Annotated in this window: 16 protein-coding genes; 9 read left to right on the top strand and 7 right to left on the bottom strand. The window is 59.0% G+C overall.

Annotated elements, in window-relative coordinates; translation table 11 throughout:
- Positions 1–94 precede the first annotated feature (94 nt).
- The 3 genes from V0R37_RS11595 to V0R37_RS11585 are packed head-to-tail and all read right to left on the bottom strand — an operon-like array spanning position 95 to position 3,094.
- Entirely contained in the window at positions 95–859 is a 765-nt protein-coding gene (locus V0R37_RS11595; protein ID WP_420374662.1) for an enoyl-CoA hydratase/isomerase family protein, read from the bottom strand.
- Positions 860–891: 32 nt separating this feature from the next.
- Positions 892–2,079 carry a CaiB/BaiF CoA transferase family protein gene (locus V0R37_RS11590; RefSeq protein WP_420374661.1) on the bottom strand — a complete coding sequence of 396 codons (1,188 nt, stop codon included), beginning with the start codon at positions 2,077–2,079 and terminating at the stop codon, positions 892–894.
- Between the two features lie 13 nt (positions 2,080–2,092).
- Entirely contained in the window at positions 2,093–3,094 is a 1,002-nt protein-coding gene (locus tag V0R37_RS11585; protein ID WP_420374660.1) for a Bug family tripartite tricarboxylate transporter substrate binding protein, read from the bottom strand.
- A 139-nt stretch (positions 3,095–3,233) separates the two neighbouring features.
- On the opposite strand from V0R37_RS11585, the gene V0R37_RS11580 reads away from it, so the two are divergent.
- The 7 genes from V0R37_RS11580 (at position 3,234) to V0R37_RS11550 (ending at position 12,798) form a co-directional block, all read left to right on the top strand.
- On the top strand, positions 3,234–4,022 hold the full coding sequence (locus tag V0R37_RS11580) for an IclR family transcriptional regulator (RefSeq protein WP_420374659.1): 789 nt from the start codon (positions 3,234–3,236) through the stop codon (positions 4,020–4,022).
- 124 nt (positions 4,023–4,146) lie between these two features.
- Positions 4,147–4,926 carry a response regulator transcription factor gene (locus V0R37_RS11575; RefSeq protein WP_420374658.1) on the top strand — a complete coding sequence of 260 codons (780 nt, stop codon included), beginning with the start codon at positions 4,147–4,149 and terminating at the stop codon, positions 4,924–4,926.
- Between the two features lie 458 nt (positions 4,927–5,384).
- A complete protein-coding gene (pgaA, locus tag V0R37_RS11570) occupies positions 5,385–7,820 on the top strand; it encodes a poly-beta-1,6 N-acetyl-D-glucosamine export porin PgaA (RefSeq protein ID WP_420374657.1) in 2,436 nt (811 codons plus the stop codon).
- A gap of 7 nt (positions 7,821–7,827) precedes the next feature.
- Complete coding sequence (pgaB, locus tag V0R37_RS11565) at positions 7,828–9,867, top strand: poly-beta-1,6-N-acetyl-D-glucosamine N-deacetylase PgaB (RefSeq protein WP_420374656.1); 2,040 nt, start codon at positions 7,828–7,830, stop codon at positions 9,865–9,867.
- Entirely contained in the window at positions 9,864–11,201 is a 1,338-nt protein-coding gene (pgaC, locus tag V0R37_RS11560; protein ID WP_420374655.1) for a poly-beta-1,6-N-acetyl-D-glucosamine synthase, read from the top strand. Before pgaB ends, pgaC begins: the two co-directional genes overlap by 4 nt.
- Positions 11,198–11,635 carry a poly-beta-1,6-N-acetyl-D-glucosamine biosynthesis protein PgaD gene (pgaD, locus tag V0R37_RS11555; protein WP_420374654.1) on the top strand — a complete coding sequence of 146 codons (438 nt, stop codon included), beginning with the start codon at positions 11,198–11,200 and terminating at the stop codon, positions 11,633–11,635. The genes pgaC and pgaD overlap by 4 nt, the downstream gene beginning before the upstream one ends.
- The gene (locus V0R37_RS11550; RefSeq protein WP_420374653.1) at positions 11,632–12,798 is read left to right on the top strand and encodes a GGDEF domain-containing protein; all 1,167 of its coding nucleotides are present in this window, start codon (positions 11,632–11,634) and stop codon (positions 12,796–12,798) included. The genes pgaD and V0R37_RS11550 overlap by 4 nt, the downstream gene beginning before the upstream one ends.
- Positions 12,799–12,872: 74 nt before the next feature.
- Here the strand turns inward: V0R37_RS11550 and V0R37_RS11545 are convergent, their stop codons facing one another.
- Positions 12,873–13,922, bottom strand: a complete 1,050-nt coding sequence (locus V0R37_RS11545; RefSeq protein WP_420374652.1) for an NADP(H)-dependent aldo-keto reductase — start codon at positions 13,920–13,922, stop codon at positions 12,873–12,875.
- Positions 13,923–14,077: 155 nt separating this feature from the next.
- On the opposite strand from V0R37_RS11545, the gene V0R37_RS11540 reads away from it, so the two are divergent.
- Together V0R37_RS11540 and V0R37_RS11535 are read left to right on the top strand one after the other, a co-directional pair.
- A complete protein-coding gene (locus tag V0R37_RS11540) occupies positions 14,078–14,536 on the top strand; it encodes an Rrf2 family transcriptional regulator (protein WP_420374651.1) in 459 nt (152 codons plus the stop codon).
- A 94-nt stretch (positions 14,537–14,630) separates the two neighbouring features.
- Complete coding sequence (locus V0R37_RS11535; protein WP_420374650.1) at positions 14,631–15,521, top strand: NAD(P)/FAD-dependent oxidoreductase; 891 nt, start codon at positions 14,631–14,633, stop codon at positions 15,519–15,521.
- 21 nt (positions 15,522–15,542) lie between these two features.
- Here V0R37_RS11535 and V0R37_RS11530 read toward each other — a convergent pair whose 3' ends face one another.
- Genes V0R37_RS11530 through V0R37_RS11520 form a run of 3 tightly spaced genes read right to left on the bottom strand, consistent with a single transcriptional unit; the run spans position 15,543 to position 18,579 of the window.
- Positions 15,543–16,529 (bottom strand): tripartite tricarboxylate transporter substrate binding protein, encoded by a 987-nt coding sequence (locus V0R37_RS11530; protein ID WP_420374649.1) that lies wholly within the window; start codon positions 16,527–16,529, stop codon positions 15,543–15,545.
- Between the two features lie 32 nt (positions 16,530–16,561).
- Positions 16,562–17,785: a CaiB/BaiF CoA transferase family protein gene (locus V0R37_RS11525; RefSeq protein WP_420374648.1), complete on the bottom strand. Its 1,224-nt coding sequence runs from the start codon at positions 17,783–17,785 to the stop codon at positions 16,562–16,564.
- Positions 17,786–17,799: 14 nt separating this feature from the next.
- A complete protein-coding gene (locus V0R37_RS11520; protein WP_420374647.1) occupies positions 17,800–18,579 on the bottom strand; it encodes an enoyl-CoA hydratase/isomerase family protein in 780 nt (259 codons plus the stop codon).
- Positions 18,580–18,594: the final 15 nt, after the last annotated feature.

The following is an 18,594-nucleotide window of genomic DNA, read 5'->3' as shown; positions in this document are numbered from 1 at the left end:
GCTTTCTCCGTAGAGTAACTAACTTGCATTTGACGCCGCACTATTTTTCAAGCGGCATCGGATCAAAGGGAAGCCGCCATACGCGGCGGCCCGCTTAGGTCTTGCTTCCGCCAAACTGGCTTCTTGCGGCACGCGCATCGTCGCTGCCGTTGCACAGCAATGCTTGGTCGACATCCATGAACGTGCTGACGTAGTTCAGTGAGTTGGCATATGCGTTGACGCTCTGCTTGCTCATCCTGACGACATAGCCCGGCGACGCGGCCGCCTTCCGGCCCAGGGCCAGTGCCGTCGCAACGGCCTCTCCCTGGGGAGCCAGCCAATCCGCAAGCCCCCACGCTTCCGCCGTGCCGCTGTCCATTTTTTCGCCCAGCAGCATGATCTGCTTGGCGCGGGACGCCCCGACGATATTGACCAGCCTGGGGACGGTATGCCAACCCAGTGGAATGCCTATTTGGACTTCAGGCACGTATAGGAAGGCGTTGTCGGCCATGACCCGCCAATCGCACGCCAGTGTCAGCGCGATGCCGCCCCCGACGTTGAATCCTTCGACAGCGGCGATCGTCAGTTGAGGGAGGTCTTCCCATGCCTTGCACATGCGTCCGCCCCACGTTGCGATGTGCCGCCTTTCGTTAAGTGATTTATCGTCGATGTCCCAGCGTGCTGGGTCTTTAAGGTCGACGCCGGCCGAGAACGCCGAGGGGCTTCCTGCCAAAATCACCACCGAGATATCGACCCGGTCTCGAAATTGCTCCGCGGTTTTTGTCAGGTTTTGCATGGCTTGCAATGACAATGCGTTGCGCTTTTCGCCGCGATCGTAGGTAACCAGCGCGACGGATCCGTGTTCTTGTATCGTAATCATTTCGTTCATTTGGGGTTATTGGTTGATGATGTTTATTTGATGAGGTTTTCGCGCATTGCGGTATCGATGCTGTCATCGGAATAGCCGAAGCGCTTAAGGACGTCACGGCTGTGCTGTCCTATTGCCGGGGGAGTCAGACGTACTTGGCGGGGGGTGCGAGCCAGTTTTATCGGAATGCCGGTTGCTCGATAGTCGCCAATTTCCACACGCATCTTTCGCGTTTCCGTGTGGTCCAATGCAAGCGCTTCCTCGACCGTCAGCATCGGGGAGCATGGCACGCCAATGTCCATCAAACGCTGAAAGAGCGCCTTGGCATCACACTTGGACAGCATTTCGGTCAACTCCTTGGTCAATTGGACTCGGTGGGTGACACGCTTGCGATTGGTGGCGTATTCGGGCTGCTGCGCCAGTTCCGGCTTGCCCAGTTCTTTGCATAGCGAGGCAAACTGACGATCATTGCCTATCGCAATGAAAAGGTCGTTCGTTTTGGTCGGGAACAAATCGTAAGGAACGATGTTGGGATGGCCATTGCCCGTCCGTTGGGCAACACCGCCATGCAGGACATTGACCGTATGCGGATACAGCATGCCCAGCGCCGTATCAAAAAGAGTGATCTCCAGTGCCTGCCCCCGGCCGGACTTTTCCCGTTCATACAGGGCGAAGGCGACACCCATGGCCGCATTCATTCCGGTGCTGATGTCCACGATGGGAATGCCCATGCGCACAGGACCATGCTCCGGAGTCCCGTTGATGGACATCAACCCGGACAGGGATTGAACAGCCGCATCGTAGCCGGGCAGGCCACCGAACTCGCCGTCTTCTCCAAAGCCCGATACGCGGCAATGGATCAGCCTTGGATAACGTTCGGTCAGTACAGATAGATCGTCAAATCCCCACTTTTGCCAAGTGCTGATCTTGAAATTTTCAATCAGGACATCCACTTGCCCCAGCAGTTGAAGAAACATGTCGCGACCGGACGGCTCGGAAAGGTCGAGTGCAAGGTCTTGCTTGTTTCGGTTCAGCCCGATGTAGTAAGGCGCGTCGTTATTGACGGATGGCGGGCCATACTGCCGTGTGTCGTCGCCCGAGAAAGATTCAACCTTGATCACTTCGGCGCCATGGTCTCCAAGGATTTGGCCCGATAGCGGTCCAGCCAGGACACGTGACGCATCCAGGACGACGACCCCGTCCAAAGCGGATTTAGCAAGCTGTGATTTCATGTTCATCTGGCTCTTAATCGACACGAGCGCCGGATGCCCGGACGATGGGAGCCCACCTGGCGACTTCATCCTGAATGAACTGACCGAACGATTGAGGAGTGGTTTTTTCGTACATCACACCCAGCCGCTTCAATTGCTCTTGCACATCCGGTTTCGACAACACGCGCTGCACCGATTCATTCAAGCGCTTGACGATTTCATCCGGTGTGTTCGCAGGCGCCGCCAGCCCATACCAGGACGAAACATCGAATGTGGGAAATCCCGATTCAGCCATGGTCGGCAAATCGGGGGATCGATCGATCCGTTCCGCGGTCGTGACGGCCAAGGCGCGTAGACGCCCGCTTTCCACAAAAGGCCAGATAGACGGCACGTTATCGAACATGAAGGAAATCTGGCCGCCAACCAGTGCTGTCGCAGCCGGTGCGCTGCCGCGGTATGGAATATGCATCACGTCAATACCGGCTTCGGATTTGAACATTTCCCCGGCGACGTGAATGGATGTGCCATTGCCGGATGAACCAAAGTTCAACTTGCCGGGATTGGCCTTGGCGTAATCCACGAGCTCCTGAACGGTCTTGACGGGCAGTTCCGGGTTGACAACAAGGACGCTTGGAACTTTCGCGCCAAGCGCGACAGGTTTGAAATCCGTGGCAAGATTGAAGCCTGGATTCGAGTAAAGCGTCTGGTTGATCGCGCTTGTAACGGCCACCATCAGCAGGGTGTAGCCGTCTGGATTGGCCCTGGCGACGTACCGTGCGGCCAAGTTGCTCCCCGCTCCTGGCTTGTTCTCTACAACAACACTCTGATCCAGGTCTTTTCCAATTTCCGCAGCCAGAACCCGAGCCAGGACATCCGTAGGCCCCCCCGCGGCGAAGCCGACGACCAGACTGATGGGCTTGTCCGGATAGGCTGCGCGCGCATGGTTTGATTGAAAAAGAGTCGCAGCAAGCGTTGCTATGGACAAAATCGCCACGTTGATCATTCGGCGTCGCTGGAATTCCGTATTGCATTTCATAACTCGTTCCTTGATGGTTTACGGCAAAGTGTTGCGGCACTATGATACGGACAGCGATCATTTTTTTTTAATTATGTGTTCACAATGCGAACTTTAAAATGCGGATAGGCCAGACGGTTAAGAAATCACAGGACATTGCATGAACAAACCTATTAGGACTGGGCCGCAGGCATTAACGCGGGGCCTCGCCCTGTTGGCGGCGCTAAAAGAAGCCGCCCCGGAAGGCGTGCGCGTGACCGACCTGGCTCGAAGCACGGGAATCGAGAGGCCGACAGTACACCGCTTGCTGTTGTCTCTTGAGTCGGCGGGCTGGGTTAAAAAAGCCGAGAATGGAAGACGATATTTTGCTGATGCACAAGGAGGCCTGTCTTTGGCCGTCAGCACCATGGATAACAGCGCCACCCGGGAAGTTGTGGTGCGCGCTATTCCGGCAATGCGCAGGCTTGCCAGTAAATTGGGCGATGCCATCTTTCTGGTGACGCGCGAAGGCGATGAGTCCGTAGCGCTTCATCGGGAAATCGGTGACTATCCCATCCAGATTCTCGCCACCTATGCAGGCAAGCGCTATCCGCTTGGCGTGGGCTCGGCGGGCATGGCATTGCTGGCCGGCTTGCCGGACGATCTGGCTGTCAAGGTTGTGGAATCCAATTCGTTAAGACTGGAAGAATACGGAGGGCTGACGCCTCAGACCATCCATCGCTTGCGAAAGAACGCACAGTTGCGCGGCTATGCGGTGATGCAAAACTATGCGGTGCGCGGAGCAATGGGTGTCGGTTGCGCCTTGACGGACGAACGGGGAAATGCGGTTCTGGCGATGAGCGTCAGCGCGGTGACTGAACGCATGCCCTTGAAACGCCAAGGGGAAATTGCCCGTTTGCTTCAGCAGGAGCTGGAGGCATTACGAGTGCCGCCCAATCGTCAGTCCTAGGATAGAATTCAGGGGACATTGGTATTGCCTTCATTAATCCTGGCCCTCAAAAAAGTTTAATAGGCATCCCGCCAGGCCCTTCTTATGCGGAAGAGCCGAATTCGATACAGAACATTTGGCCCCCATGCAAGATAGTCCGCAACATATCCTTTTAATCGATGACAATCCCGAACAGCTTCGTCTTCTGGTCGAAGTGCTGGGCAGCAAAGACTACCGTATTACGGTCGCCATGGATGGGGTTCAGGGTTACACCCGGGCGGTGAGCAACAAGCCGGATTTGATATTGCTTGACGTGCGCATGCCCAATCCCGACGGTTTTATCGTCGCCCGCATGCTCAAGGCCAACCCGGTCACCGCGCGCATCCCCATCCTCTTCCTGTCCGCGCATCAGGGGCTGGAAGATCGCCTTACCGGCCTTCGCTCGGGAGCCGTGGACTATATCGTCAAGCCATTCCAGCCCGAAGAAGTGCTGGAGCGCGTGCGCATTCACCTGGAGATCGCTCGGGATCGCGGGCTGGGATCCCCTGCCGATGGAGCTGCTCCACGCGTCGACATGGATGCGCAATCGAACGTGCCGGCCGCGTACAAGACCTTGTTTACCGCTGCATCGCGGATCATCAGGGAACGGCAGGACAGTCCATTGAATGCGTCGGAGCTTGCCGCTATGTTGTCAGTGTCCGAGCGGCGCCTGAATGCGGCCTTCGAAGCCTGTTCAGGAATGAGCTTATTTGAATTCGTCCGTCATGAGCGTATGCGCAAAGCCGCGCTGCTTCTGTCGCAAACGACGATGGATATCTCATACATTGCGGCAGAGGTGGGTTACTCAAGAGCCACGAACTTTTCGACCGAGTTTCGGAAGTTCTGGGGAAAGGCGCCCTCGGCGTTCCGCAAGCACGCGCAATAAGCCGCCTGCATTCACTCCGACCTCGGTTTTTGGGCTCCGATATGCGGCTCGGACCGCTGGTATGAGCGGCAGCCGGGAGTGATGGCACGCCAATTTACCATCGTTGACATATGAGTCTTGGCGATAGTGATTATTCCAAACGTTTAGTCCAAAAAGCATAAGTTTGGACAGCCTCGCTACGCCAGAATAGCGGCTTCAAAACGAAGTCTCTTGTGTCCTTCCCAACCCATCTCCCAAATGGGCGGGCCAGGGGATAACGGCGCGACCGCGCCAACGATGCGCGACGACCTGCCCCCTGGCCAGCGTTTGTCGCAATCCGGCTCAAGTGCTGAAAAATCACTGTCAATCATTGGAGATTGATATGAGCCGTTGCCCTATAGCTGCGATTCAAATAGATGCTCCTGTTCAGAAAACGTTCGAATTACTTTTGCCGCCTGCGCACTGGATGGCAAGCCTGCATGGTAGGCGGCATATGCGCCGTCTCGTTGTGGGGAGTGCCGTATTTGGCGCAGGCCGACTTTTCGTCGGAGTATGACCGTCTGATCACCAGGGCGCGCGACGGCGATTATGGGCCGGCGCTCGAGATGCTGCGCAAGCATGAGCCCGGGACCACATCCCGCGCCGTGTACGATCACATCACCATTGCAAGCTGGGCGGGCCGCCCAGCCGAAGCGGTGACGGCGTACGAGGCCATACCCGTAGCTCGCACTATGCCTGCGGACGCGCTGCTGGCCGCGGCGCGCAGCTATCGCGACTTGAGGCGCTGGCCACAGGCTATCGCGCTGTTCCGCAAGGGCGCCGCGCGTTACCCGGATGTAACGGCATTTGCAGCAGGCGAAATCATGACATTGTCGGATGCCGGGCGTGTCGACGATGCCTTGCAAACCGGTTTGGCCCGGATCAAGCGGCATCCGCGGAATCCCGGCCTGAAACTGGCGCTGGCCTACGTATACACGCATGATGGAAAGCCCTACGATGCTCTGTTTCACACTGACCAGGCGATGAAGCTTGCGCCGGGCAGCAGGGATGTTCAGCGCGAATATGTCTTCGCCCTGAGCCGCGCCCGCTTGGCCGGCAGTGCTCTGGAGCAGGCCCGCAAGCACCCGGACCTGCTCAGCGATATCCACATGCGCGGGCTGGAGCTGGATGCCGTAGCGGAGCAAGTGCGGATCTCCGCGATGCCGTCGCGCAGCGAATCCGAACGTTTTGCCATCGCCGACCGAACACTGGCCCGATACGAGGCGCTGATCGAGGACTGGGAAAAGCCTGGATCCGATGCGCGCGCGGATATCATCCGGGCGCGCATCGATCGGTTGAGTGCGCTGCATTCACGAGTGCGCATGAAGGACGTGATACGTGAGTACGAAGCGCTGGTGGCCGAAGGCGTGGTTGTGCCGAGCTATGTCTTGAACGATGTTGCGTCCGCCTACTTGTATGAGCGTCACCCGGACAAGGCTCGCGATCTCTATCGCGGGCTTGCTCAAAGTCACGATACAAGACGGGCCGATACGGTGGAGCGGTTCAACACTGAAAGCGGCCTGTACTACGCCTATGCCGAGAATGAACAGTTCGTCGATGCGGACAGCGTGATTGATGAGCCCGAGTCGCGTTATGCGCCCTGGCTGTACTACAAGGGCCTGGCCTTGCCCATGCCCAATGACTTGTACTTGCAGAGCCGCCGCCTGGAGGGGGCGGCGCGGCTGCAGGCTGACGACACACCGGCGGCGCAGCGGCAACTGGAAGAAATGGTTCGCAGTGCGCCCAACCACACGGGTTTGCGTGCCGACCTCGCGACGGTCTATCGCTCCAGGCTGCTGCCGCGCTCATCCGAACGCTTGCTCAAGATGGCCGAAACCCTCGCGCCGCGCAGCGTGGCGGTGGAGACCGGGCAGGGATTTACCGCCATGGACCTTCAAGAATGGCGCCAGGCCGAAGCGTTGAGCCGCGACACGCATGAGCGGTATCCCGAGAATCTGAATGTGCGCAGGTTGAGCAGAGAGTGGGAGGTCCACAACAAACCCGAACTGCGGGTAAGCGGCTATCGGGGCCTGGCGAACGATAGCCCGGTGTATGGCGGCCATGACCTTGGCATCGATACAGTGGTCTATTCCTCGCCCATTGATTACAACTGGCGGGTTTTCGGGGGTGGGGGCTATGGCCGGGGAACTTTTGATGAAGGCGATGCGCACTATCGATGGCTGCGGGCGGGTGCGCAGTGGCGCAGCAGGGACCTGACTGTCGAAGGCGAGGTGTCGTCCCACAACTATGGCCACGGCACCAAGCCGGGCCTGCGGCTGGCGGTCGACTATGACGTGGATGATCGCTGGCAACTGGGTGTCGCAGGCGAAGTAATGTCCCGCAATACGCCGTTGCGTGCCCTGCGCAGCGATATTTCATCCAATAGCGCCGAGGCGTATGTGCGCTGGCGTGCTCATGAACAGCGCGAATGGAGACTGTCGGCCGCGTTCTCCCATTTCAGTGACGGCAATGATCGGCAAGGCCTGAGCCTGCAGGGACGGGAGCGTCTTTACACCGGCCCGCATTTCAAGCTTGACGGCGCATTGGAGATGGCAGCCCAGCGCAATAGTGGCGGCAGCGATGTGCCCTACTTCAACCCGCGCTCCGATTTCATGGTTCTGCCCGGGCTGCGTGGGACGCACACACTGTACAGGCATTACCAGACCGTCTGGGAGCAGATCGGCACGGTCGCGGCGGGTGGATACAGCCAGCGTGGCCATGGCGTCGGCGGCGTGGTGGCGTTGGGCTACGGTCAGCGCTATCGCCGCAACGATGTGCTGGACATGGGTGTAATGCTGACCGGCATCAGCCGGCCTTACGACGGGGAGCGCGAGCAGGAATTGCGCATCGTCTTTGATCTTAATTATCGTTTCTGATCCCGTTATGCACAGTCAATGCAATCGTATTTTCATATCCGGCCTGTTGATGCTCATCCTTGTGCTGGTTGCAGCATGCGCCAAGGACATCCCGGTCTATGTCGCGCCGAAAGATCGGCCGGTCGCGCAGCGCGACAAGCCCTGGCCTGAAAACCATTTCCTCGCGCTGGCCTACCACGATGTGGAAGACCAGGACCCGGATCAGTCCTACCTGAGCGTTCGTACCGATAAGCTGGTCGAACAGCTTACCTGGCTGCGCGAGAACGGCTATCAGGCCGTATCGGTCGATCAGATCATCGAGGCGCGGCAAGGGCGGAAGCCGTTGCCGGCGCGCGCCGTGCTGCTCAGTTTTGACGACGGCTACCGCAGTTTCTACACACGTGTGCTGCCTGTGTTGAAGGCGTTCGGCTGGCCGGCCGTGCTGGCGCCAGTAGGGGCATGGATGGACACGCCCCTAGGCCAGGACGTTGACTTCGGCGGCGCGATGACGGCGCGCGGACGCTTCCTGACCTGGCCTCAGATCGCTGAAATTTCAGGCTCCGGCCTGGTGGAGATCGCGGCGCACACCGATGCGTCGCATTACGGAGCTAGCGCCAATCCACAAGGCAACACCCAGCCAGCAGCGGCCATTCGTATTTATGACGACCGCACAGGAAGCTACGAAACCGATACATCCTTCAAGCGCCGGATGAGCCAGGACGTGGCCCGGATTACCCAGAAGATTCGGAAGGCCACAGGCAAGCCGCCGCGGGTATGGGTCTGGCCATACGGAGCTGAAGGTGGAAGCGCGCTGCGTATTGTGGCCGACAGCGGCTATGAACTGGCGCTTACGCTCGAGGACGGTCCGGCAAGCGTTGGGAGGCTTATGTCCGCGCCGCGCTTGCTGTTGGCCAATGATCCGCAGCTTCGGACGTTTGCGGAAAGCATCGTGGGCATGGAAGCAAGGCCCTTCATGCGAGTGGCCCATGTGGATCTCGATTATGTCTACGATGCCGATCCCGTGCAGATGGAACGCAATCTGGGTGAGCTGGTGCAACGTATCAAGGACATGCGGGTCAATACCGTATTCCTGCAGGCCTTTGCCGATCCATCGGGCGACGGTACCGTGAGGTCGCTCTACTTTCCGAATCGCCTGTTGCCGATGCGCGCCGATCTTTTCAATCGCGCGGCATGGCAACTTCGCAATCGCGCTGATATCGAAGTTTATGCCTGGATGCCGGTGCTCTCGTTTGATCTGGACGCAGGCATAGCGCGCGTCACACGTTGGGATCCAACCAGACCGCAGGCTTCTCCCATTGTGGATCCTGGCCAATATCAGCGGCTGTCTCCATTCGACCCCTTGGCTCGCGCACATATCGGTGATATCTATGAAGATCTTGCACGCCATGCCTTCTTCGATGGCATCCTGTTTCACGATGATGCGCTTCTGAGCGACTTTGAGGATGCAAGTCCCGGCGCGCTTGCTGCCTACCGGGAGGCCGGCTTGCCCGGCACTATCGAGCAACTGCGTGCGGACCCCGCCACACTTCAGCGTTGGACGCGCTTCAAGAGCCGCTACCTTGTCGACTTTACAATCGAGCTGGCCGACCGCGTGCGTGCCATCCGTGGTCCCAAACTGAAGACTGCCCGCAACATCTTCGCCGCCCCCATACTACAGCCCGAAAGCGAGACATGGTTCGCCCAGAACCTGGACGACTTCCTGAAAGCGTATGACTGGACGGCACCCATGGCCATGCCATTGATGGAGAACGTTCCTCGCGGACAGGAGCACGCCTGGCTCGACCGGCTGGTCGATGCCGTCGCCCAGAGCAGTCCCGATGCTTTGAATCACACCGTTTTCGAGCTTCAGAGTCGGGATTGGCGCAGGGGGCCGGGACGGCCCGAAGCGACGCCCATCGACACCGGCACCTTGGCGGATTGGATGAAGCGGCTGCAATTGCGCGGTGCCCGCAGCTTCGGCTACTACCCCGACGATTACGCCACGGATCACCCCCGGCTGCGCGACATTCGCCCTGCCATTTCCGATAATTGGTATCCAGCTCCATGATTGATCGCCTGTTTGCCTTACTCATACTATGCCTGGTGCTTGGCGTGCCCTTCGGGTTCACGCTCGTGCTGACCAGCGAGGCCTTGCTTGGTTTTGTGTTTTTCTATCCCTTGCTGATGTCGGGCTTGTGGATCTCCGGAGGCTTGTACTTCTGGTGGCATTGGGAGCGCCACTGGCCGCGCGACAAGAATCAAGAGATACCGCAGTTGCCCGGCGAGCCGCTGATTTCGATTCTGGTGCCTTGCTATAACGAAGTCGAACATGGCGAGGAAACCTTGATGGCGGCGCTGGCCCAGCGCTACCCGCATGTCGAAGTGATTGCCATCAACGACGGCTCGGTGGACGGTACCGGCGAGATGTTGAATCGCCTTGCCGCTAGGCATGACAAGCTGCGTGTCATCCACCTGGAGCGTAATCAGGGCAAGGCCATGGCTTTGCGCATGGGCGCCTTGGTAGCCAAAAGCGAGTATCTGGTTTGCATCGATGGCGACGCGGTGCTCGACCCGGACGCGGCCGCGTTCCTGGTGGCTTCGCTGATTGCTCATCCTCGGGTGGGAGCCGTCACCGGAAACCCGCGTATCCGCACAAGGTCGACGCTGATCGGCCGTGTTCAAGTGGGGGAATTTTCGTCGATTATCGGATTGATCAAACGCACCCAGCGCGTGTATGGCAAGGTGTTCACCGTCTCGGGTGTGATCTCCGCATTCCGGCGCACAGCGCTGGACCGGGTTGGCTACTGGAGCCTGGACATGATCACCGAAGACATCGATATCAGCTGGAAGCTGCAGCTTGATCACTGGTCCATCTTTTATGAGCCGCGCGCCCTGTGCTGGATCCTGATGCCGGAGACATTGCGAGGGCTATGGAAGCAGCGCTTGCGTTGGGCCCAGGGAGGGGCCGAGGTCTTTCTAAAGAATCTGCGTTCGATCTGGGTCTGGCACCATCGTCGCTTGTGGCCCCTGATGGCGGAGTTCGGCTTGTCAACACTGTGGGCCTTCGCGTTCGCCATATCCGTTGTTCTCTGGATAGTCAACCAGTTCACTCCCTTGCCCAATAACCTGCATATCGCCAATCTGCTGCCGCCCGCATTCACCGGCATGATGCTGGCCGTGGTATGCCTGCTGCAGTTTGCTGTGAGCCTTTTGATCGATTCACGCTACGAACCCCGTTTGCTGCGTTCCTTGTACTGGGTTGTGTGGTACCCGCTGGCTTATTGGATGGTAAGCCTGTTCACGACGCTAATCAGTTTTCCCAAAGTCATGCTCCGCAGGCGGGCCCGGCGTGCGCGCTGGACCAGTCCCGACCGGGGTATTAAATCTTCAGATGCATCATGATCATCACTACTGCACGTTCCCGTGCCGGCCTTCTGCTTGACGCGGTCCTGACCATCATCGGATGGATCGGTTTTGTTTATCTGTTCGGCACCGGCATACTGGCCATCATATACGGCGCGGCGCAAGGTCCGCGGGCACCGTTGCTGCCGCTTTTTTCCCCCACGCTGGGCACGTTATCCAGTTACGCCGTCATTGCCGCAGCCAACGCCGCGATCCTGATTGCCTGGGCGCTATACAACCATTGGCGCTTCAAGGATCAGGATCGCCGCAAACCGCTCAAGGCGGTCGGGGCCGGACACTTGGCACGCAGCTTTGCGCTGACTCTGGATCAGGTGGACGGTCTGGCCGTCACCAAGATAGCGACTATTCACCACGACGCCCAAGGCTACATTGTGGAAATCTCCCAGATCAATTCTGAATCGATGCTTCTATGAAGTTTGAACCTGTTAGTGCGGAGCAGGCGTTGATGCTGCTTGGACCGACGCTGGCTCTGCTGTTTGCTTCATGCTTCATGTGGATATGGCGCAAGCATGGCAAGCAACGTTGCATGCTCTACCAGGCCGCCGCGTTTGCATGCTTTGCCGGCGGCGCGGCTTTTAACGGTTTGTTTGTTGCGCGTGGACTGGACGCGAGTAGTGTGCTGGCAAACATCTTTTTTTCGCTCAGCGCCTGGCTGCTGGCAGCCGGCTTTGTGTGCCGTGCCCGAGAAAAGGACTTCAGTCCGGCCCTCTACGCTGCCGTGCTTGCCGCGATAGTCGCTGGGCAACTTTATTTCTTCTATGTCAGTCCACGGCTCGCGACACGGATGCACATCCTGAATTTCGGTTGCGGTTTCATACTGCTGCTGGCCTGGTCCAGGATAGGTGTGCTTCGGCGTGGCAGCTTCGCCAATCGGGCGCTTTATTGGGTTTACACCAGCTTTACGCTCAGCCTGTTCTTGTATGCGATACGCTTGGCGGTGGCGCCGATGGCCAGCGAGGCGCCCGGTGCTGAAGATGCGGCTGGCTGGGCCGCAACGCATCTTGCTTCCGTGCTTTTCATCGTTGTGTTGGCGGTGCTATTGCTGATTGGAGTTCTGGAAAAGAAAATCGTGGAGTTGCGGCGTGATCGTGATCACGACATGTTGACAACCATGTTGAATCGGCGCGGTTTCGTGAGCCAGGCGCAGCCTGTCCTGAACCGGCGCACCGCCGGCACCGCCGTCACCAGTCTGCTGTTGGTGGATCTTGATGATTTCAAACTCATCAACGATACGTATAGCCATGCGGTAGGCGACGCGGTGCTGGCCGAAGTAGGGAAAATCATTCGACGCACCATTCGGACGGGTGATATCGCCGGCCGTATCGGCGGCGAAGAGTTCGCCATTTTGCTGCCGGCCACCGATGTGCTGGGCGCGCGGGATCTGGCAGAAAGAATCCGGGTAAGCCTGGCCGCAAATCAGTTTCCCGGATTGCCGCGTACGCATAGGGTAACGGCAAGCATAGGCGTCGCATCGGGCAAGCTGACTGATACGCTGTATACGCTCATGAATCGGGCGGACGGCCTGCTTTATGAAGCCAAGAGGTTCGGCCGCAATCGAGTCATGCTGACCGCCTGATCCATGCCTTGAGGCTTTTGGCACGCATCGGCCACCTTGTCGGCGTTTGCTTTGCGGCGTCGCCTATCCGTCCATCAAGGCGATGGATTCGGATAACGCAGATGGATGGCCTGGATGGCATCCAGTACGTCTTTCGATAGGGTTACGCCGGCGCTTTCGATGTTCTCTTTCAATTGGCCGAGCCCGGTTGCGCCCATCAGGTTGCTGGTCACAAAAGGCTGTTGGTTCACAAACGCCAGCGCCATGGTTGCGGGCGACAAGCCCTGATCGCGGGCCAACTGCACATACTCGGCCGTGGCGCTTTCGGCTTGGGGCGAGGAGTAGCGGATGAAACGCGTGAACAGCGTCATGCGGGCGCCCTCCGGGCGGGCACCGTTAAGGTACTTGCCCGCCAATACGCCCATGCCCAATGGCGAGTACGCCAGCAGTCCCACCCCTTCCAGGTGGCTGAATTCCGACAGGCCGTTCTCGTAGACGCGATTGAGCAGGTTGTAGGGATTTTGAATGGAAACGATGCGAGGCAGGTTTCGCGTTTCGGCAAGCTTCAGATATTGCGCCACGCCCCAAGGCGTTTCGTTCGATACCCCGATATGGCGCACCTTGCCGGCTTTGATGAAGTCTTGCAGCACCTCCAGGGTTTCCTCGATGGGCACCGTGTAGGCGTCGTCTTTCCAGGGATAGTGGGGGCGGCCGAATGTGGTTGTGGTGCGATCCGGCCAATGCAACTGGTACAGATCAAGATAATCGGTTTGCAGGCGCTTCAGGCTGGCGTCCAGCGCTTCGGTCATGTTCTTGCGGTCCAGATGCGTCTGGCCGCCACGAATATGGCCGGGGCGTTTCGGGTCGGTGGCGGGGCCCGAGACCTTGCTGGTCAGTACGATGTCCTTGCGCCGCCCCGTCTTGGCCAGCCAGGTGCCAATATACGTTTCCGTACGGCCTTGTGTTTCCGGCTTTGGGGGCACGGGGTACATTTCGGCGGCATCCACCAGATTCACCCCGCGCGACAAGGCGTAATCAATCTGCTCGTGCGCTTCGGACTCGGTGTTCTGCTCGCCCCAGGTCATGGTGCCCAGGCCGATCAGGCTGACGTCAAGATCCGTGTGGCCAAGTTTTCGGTATTTCAATGTGCGCTCCGACGGTTAGGTTTTTGCCAAGGCCGGCTGGCAGGCCGGCGATGGAATCGATCTTAACACCGTCGTCGGATGCGGGGCGGAGCATCAAGTACGCAGTTCCATGTATGCTTAGGAAATCGGAACCGCCGCATAGACCCTTAAATCGAATGAGAACAGATAGCCGCCTTTCACGCATGCTGCACGTCCTGCTTCATATGGCCAGGCATGACCAGCCTTTTACTTCCGAAGAGATCGCCGGCATGCTTTCGACGAATGCCGCCGTTGTCCGGCGCACGATGGCGGGTCTGCGGCGGGCGGGCTATGTCCGTTCCGAGAAGGGACATCGCGGCGGATGGACCATCGCCTGCGACCTGAATGAGGTCACGCTGCTGGATATCCACCAAGCCGTGGGTGGTCCCAAGATATTTGCCATAGGCATCGATAACGATCACCCCGAATGCGGTGTCGAGCGCGTGGTGAATGCGTCGCTCAAGGACGCGTTCGAGCAAGCGGAATCCCTGCTGGTTTCCCGGCTCAAGGCTGTCAGTCTGGCCGATCTGGCGGGCGACTTCGATACCCTGTGCGCCAATAAAGGCAGTAGCCCTCACCGCCCAGCGAACACATAGACCCTCGGGATTCTTACCGTGAACGGCTTGTTGATTAATATCATGTATCAATATAAGATACATGATATTGGAAGAACGAACACGGGAGAATCTGATGGACTACGACGTCGTGATTATTGGCGGAAGCTATGCGGGCATGTCCGCGGGAATGCAACTGGCGCGCGCGCGTCGTTCAGTGCTGGTGATTGATGCGGGGCAAAGACGCAACCGTTATGCCGCCGCCTCGCACGGGTTCCTGACGGGCGATGGAACGCCGCCGGATGCGCTTGCGGCGCAAGGGCGCGCGCAGTTGCTGGCCTATGGCACCGTGGATTGGCGGGAGGCCCAGGCTCAGCGGGCGGAAAAAACCGAAGACGGCTTTCTTGTACTCGTGGACGGAATGTCCGCGGTCAAGGGAAAGCGGATCATTCTTGCCACCGGAATCGTCGACCATCTGCCCGACCTTCCTGGTTTGGCAGAGCGTTGGGGGCGTACCGTATTCCACTGCCCCTATTGCCATGGATACGAATTGCAGCAAGGACGTATAGGCGTGCTGGCCAGCTCGCCGTTGTCCATGCATCACGCGCTCATGCTTCCGGATTGGGGCGAGACCACATTCTTCCTGAACGGAAGCTTTGCGCCGGACACCGAACAGCTAGCGGCATTGCGGGCGCGCGGCGTCCATATCCAGGACGGCATGATCGAGCGCCTGGCCGGCGAGACGCTGGATGTCGTCATGAAAGATGGCCGCATAATTCCCCTGGACGGGCTATTTACCATTACACGCATCCTGCCGGGCAGCCCCATCGCGGCGCAACTGGGTTGCGAGTTCGACGAGATGCCCATGGGCCTGCAGATCAGGACGGACTCGACCCAGGCAAGTTCTGTTCCGGGGGTGTTCGCATGCGGCGATGCGGCCAGGCTGGCGGGCAATGTGGCGCTGGCCGTGGGCGATGGCGCAATGGCGGGCGTCGCCGCGCATCGCTCCTTGATGTTTGGCTTGTGAAGCAGCCTTCGGATTGTTTACCTATTCCGTCTTTATCCCGGCATTCTGAATCAGCGTTGCAGAGGTCCTGGCTTCGTTTTCTATCATCTGATGGAATGCTTCGTTGGATCCGCCGACCGGATTCGTGCCCAGAGTATCCAGCGTCGCCTTGATTTTTGGATCTTGCAGCACGGCGTTGATTTCAGTATTCAGTTTCTTGATCACCGCCTCGGGCGTTCCGGCCGGCGCCAGGACGCCAAGCCATGTCAGGTGCTGAAAAGCTTGTCCAATGACCTCTGTGACCGTCGGCACCTCTGACAAGCTGGGCCAGCGTTCCTCCGACGTCACGGCCAGCGCTTTCAGTTTGCCGGCCTTGATAAGCGGCATTGCCGCGGCAAGGGTTGCTGTCACGATCGGGATCTGGCCGCCGGCCGCGTCCGACAAGGACGGTCCCGAGCCTCTGTACGGCGCGTGTATCATCTTTATCCCGGTTGTATGCGCGAACATTTCAAATGCGATGTGGCTGGGCAAGCCGATGCCGGGGCTTCCGAAAGGTATGGATCCAGGGTTGGCCTTTGCCGCCTTGATAAGGTCGGACAAGGTGTCGTAAGGAGCGTTGTTGGCGGCGACGAACACCGACGGCCCCCTGGTCAATTCAATAATAGGAGCGAAGTCGGACAACTGGTAAGGCGCCGGCTTGAACAGCGAAACATTGACCGTATGATTGTTGCCGGTAAGCAAAAGCGAATATCCATCGGCGGCGGATTTGGCGACAATATCCGTGGCGATGTTGCCGCCGCCACCTCCTTTGTCCTCGACAACGACGGGCTGGCCCAGCGTGCGTGAAAGACGGTCGCCCACCATGCGGGCCACGGCATCCGCGCTGCCGCCGGGCGATGAGGGCACGACAATCCGCAGCGGCTTTTCCGGCCAGGCGGCGCGTACGGACGCCGGCAGACCCATGGCCGTGATGGCGATCAATGAAGCCAGTACAAGCTGCGGAAGATTGGCCTTTTGAAGCAATTTCATATTTTGTCTCCGGTGGTGATTATTAGTGTGCCTTACAAGGGTGCATCATCATGTGCGTGAACGATTCCAGCTTGTATGAGCTGTTGAATTTCTGATTCCGCATAACCTATTTCCGCCATCACTTCCCTTGTGTGTTCACCGTATAGCGGGGCGCCGCGCCGGGTGACCCCATTTCCGTTTGAAAACTTGATCGGCAGTCCCAGTGCATCGATCTCGCCCGCAACGGGGTGGTCCACCTTGATCACCATGTCGCGAACCCGTGTTTGCGGATCATCCAGGGTTTGTCTGATGTTCTTCACGGGTCCCGCGGGTACGCCGGCGCGCTCGAACGCCGCTACCCAGTAATCCGTCGGCCGGGTTTGAAGCACATCGGACATCAGCTTGACCAGTTCATCAAGATGTTTCATGCGACCGCCATTATCCGCGAAACGCTCATCGGTCAATAAGCCCGGCAGCCCGAGGACTTCCGAAACGCCGATCCATGTGGCCTTGCTGATGGCGCCGATATTGAGCCAGCCATCCTGCGTTGGAAAGGCCTGGTAGGGCGCGGCGACGGGATGGGCGGAGCCCATGGGACCGGGTGATTGGCCCGTTGCCAACGCCATGGCGGCCGGCCAGTAGGTATGGACGACGGAGGCTTCCATCAGCGACGTATCGACGTACTGCCCTTGGCCGGTGCGCAAACGTTCGATGTAGGCGGCAAGGACTCCTGTCGCGGCGAGGATGCCGGCCGTCACATCTCCCACCGGGACGCCGACTTTGACGGGGGGGCGGCCTGGTCCTTCCCCGGTCAGGCTCATAAGGCCGGCCATGCCCTGCGAGATCAGGTCGTATCCGGCTCGTTGCGCGTACGGGCCGGTAAGTCCAAAGCCCGTAATCTTGCAATACACAAGGCGGGGGTTCAGCTTCTGGAGCACGTCATAACCCAGTCCCATTTTCTCCATGGTGCCCGGCCTATAATTCTCGATGACGATGTCGGCTTGCTCCAGCAAGCGCTTGACCAGCGCCTGGCCTTGCTCCGCCTTCAAGTCCACGGCGACGCCGCGCTTGTTCCGATTGAGGATCATGAAAGACGCCGATTCGCCATGGATGGCGGGGGGCGTGGTGCGGCGGGTGTCGTCGCCCCCAGGCAGCTTCTCTATCTTGATGACCTGGGCGCCCATGTCCGCCAACAGCAGGCCGCCCACGGGCCCGGCCATGACGTGGGCCATTTCCACCACGCGGAGTCCGGCCAAAGGGCCTTTGGAAGTCGACATTTGAACCATGTTTCTTATGTTCCGGTAAAGGCGGGCGGACGCTTGCCCAGGAAAGACAGGTATCCTTCCTTGAAGTCGTTCGTGTCGAAGCAGTCGTAGCCTTCGCTTGATTCGGTCTCGTCAATGGCCGAGCCCTGAAGCAGCCTGGCGACGAACTTCTTGTGCCAGCGGGCCGACAAAGGGGCGCCCGCCACGATGCTGTTGACGATCTTCTGCAAGCCTTCCTCGTAGTCCGCATCTGCAAAAACGCGTGTCAGCAGGCCTTTTTCGTAGGCCTCGGCGGCCGCCATCAATCTTCCTTCCAGAAGCAACTCCAGTGTGACCTGGGGGCCGGCAAGGCGCAGCAAGCCTTCCAGTTCCGGATAGGCCAGTACACCGCCCAAGCGGGCTATCGGTACGCCAAAGCGGCTGCTTTCATTGGCCACGCGCAAATCGCATACCGCCGCAAGCTCCAGCCCGCCTCCGACGCATATGCCCTGGACAGCGGCGATCGTGGGAATGGGGCAATCGCGCACGGCAAGCATGGCCCTATGCCCATGCTTGCCGAATTCGATAGCCTGGGCCTTGCTTGCCCGAATTTTCTCAAACTCGTCGATATCCGCGCCGCTGCCGAATGCCTGGGCGCCCTTGCCGCGTATGACGATGCAGCGCAGTTGCGTGTCGTTGCCAAGCGCAAGCACCGCGTCGCCCATTTCGATCCACATGGCTTGCGTCATGGCATTGCGCTTGGCAACGTTATCTATGGTGATGGTCGCGACGTATCCATCGCGCCGCAGCACAATCTCTCCACTCATTGGCCGTCCTCCTGA

The organism is Pollutimonas rozaliensis, from assembly GCF_048751585.1.
Taxonomy (GTDB): domain Bacteria; phylum Pseudomonadota; class Gammaproteobacteria; order Burkholderiales; family Burkholderiaceae_B.
This window is presented reverse-complemented; position numbering and strand designations above follow the sequence as displayed.

Bases quoted from the DNA above. Each gene is read 5' to 3' on its own strand.
- V0R37_RS11595 (WP_420374662.1), bottom strand. From the start codon at position 859: ATGATTACGATACAAGAACACGGATCCGTCGCGCTGGTTACCTACGAT.
- V0R37_RS11590 (WP_420374661.1), bottom strand. From the start codon at position 2,079: ATGAAATCACAGCTTGCTAAATCCGCTTTGGACGGGGTCGTCGTCCTG.
- V0R37_RS11585 (WP_420374660.1), bottom strand. From the start codon at position 3,094: ATGAAATGCAATACGGAATTCCAGCGACGCCGAATGATCAACGTGGCG.
- V0R37_RS11580 (WP_420374659.1), top strand. From the start codon at position 3,234: ATGAACAAACCTATTAGGACTGGGCCGCAGGCATTAACGCGGGGCCTC.
- V0R37_RS11575 (WP_420374658.1), top strand. From the start codon at position 4,147: ATGCAAGATAGTCCGCAACATATCCTTTTAATCGATGACAATCCCGAA.
- pgaA (WP_420374657.1), top strand. From the start codon at position 5,385: ATGGTAGGCGGCATATGCGCCGTCTCGTTGTGGGGAGTGCCGTATTTG.
- pgaB (WP_420374656.1), top strand. From the start codon at position 7,828: ATGCACAGTCAATGCAATCGTATTTTCATATCCGGCCTGTTGATGCTC.
- pgaC (WP_420374655.1), top strand. From the start codon at position 9,864: ATGATTGATCGCCTGTTTGCCTTACTCATACTATGCCTGGTGCTTGGC.
- pgaD (WP_420374654.1), top strand. From the start codon at position 11,198: ATGATCATCACTACTGCACGTTCCCGTGCCGGCCTTCTGCTTGACGCG.
- V0R37_RS11550 (WP_420374653.1), top strand. From the start codon at position 11,632: ATGAAGTTTGAACCTGTTAGTGCGGAGCAGGCGTTGATGCTGCTTGGA.
- V0R37_RS11540 (WP_420374651.1), top strand. From the start codon at position 14,078: ATGAGAACAGATAGCCGCCTTTCACGCATGCTGCACGTCCTGCTTCAT.
- V0R37_RS11535 (WP_420374650.1), top strand. From the start codon at position 14,631: ATGGACTACGACGTCGTGATTATTGGCGGAAGCTATGCGGGCATGTCC.
- V0R37_RS11530 (WP_420374649.1), bottom strand. From the start codon at position 16,529: ATGAAATTGCTTCAAAAGGCCAATCTTCCGCAGCTTGTACTGGCTTCA.
- V0R37_RS11525 (WP_420374648.1), bottom strand. From the start codon at position 17,785: ATGTCGACTTCCAAAGGCCCTTTGGCCGGACTCCGCGTGGTGGAAATG.
- V0R37_RS11520 (WP_420374647.1), bottom strand. From the start codon at position 18,579: ATGAGTGGAGAGATTGTGCTGCGGCGCGATGGATACGTCGCGACCATC.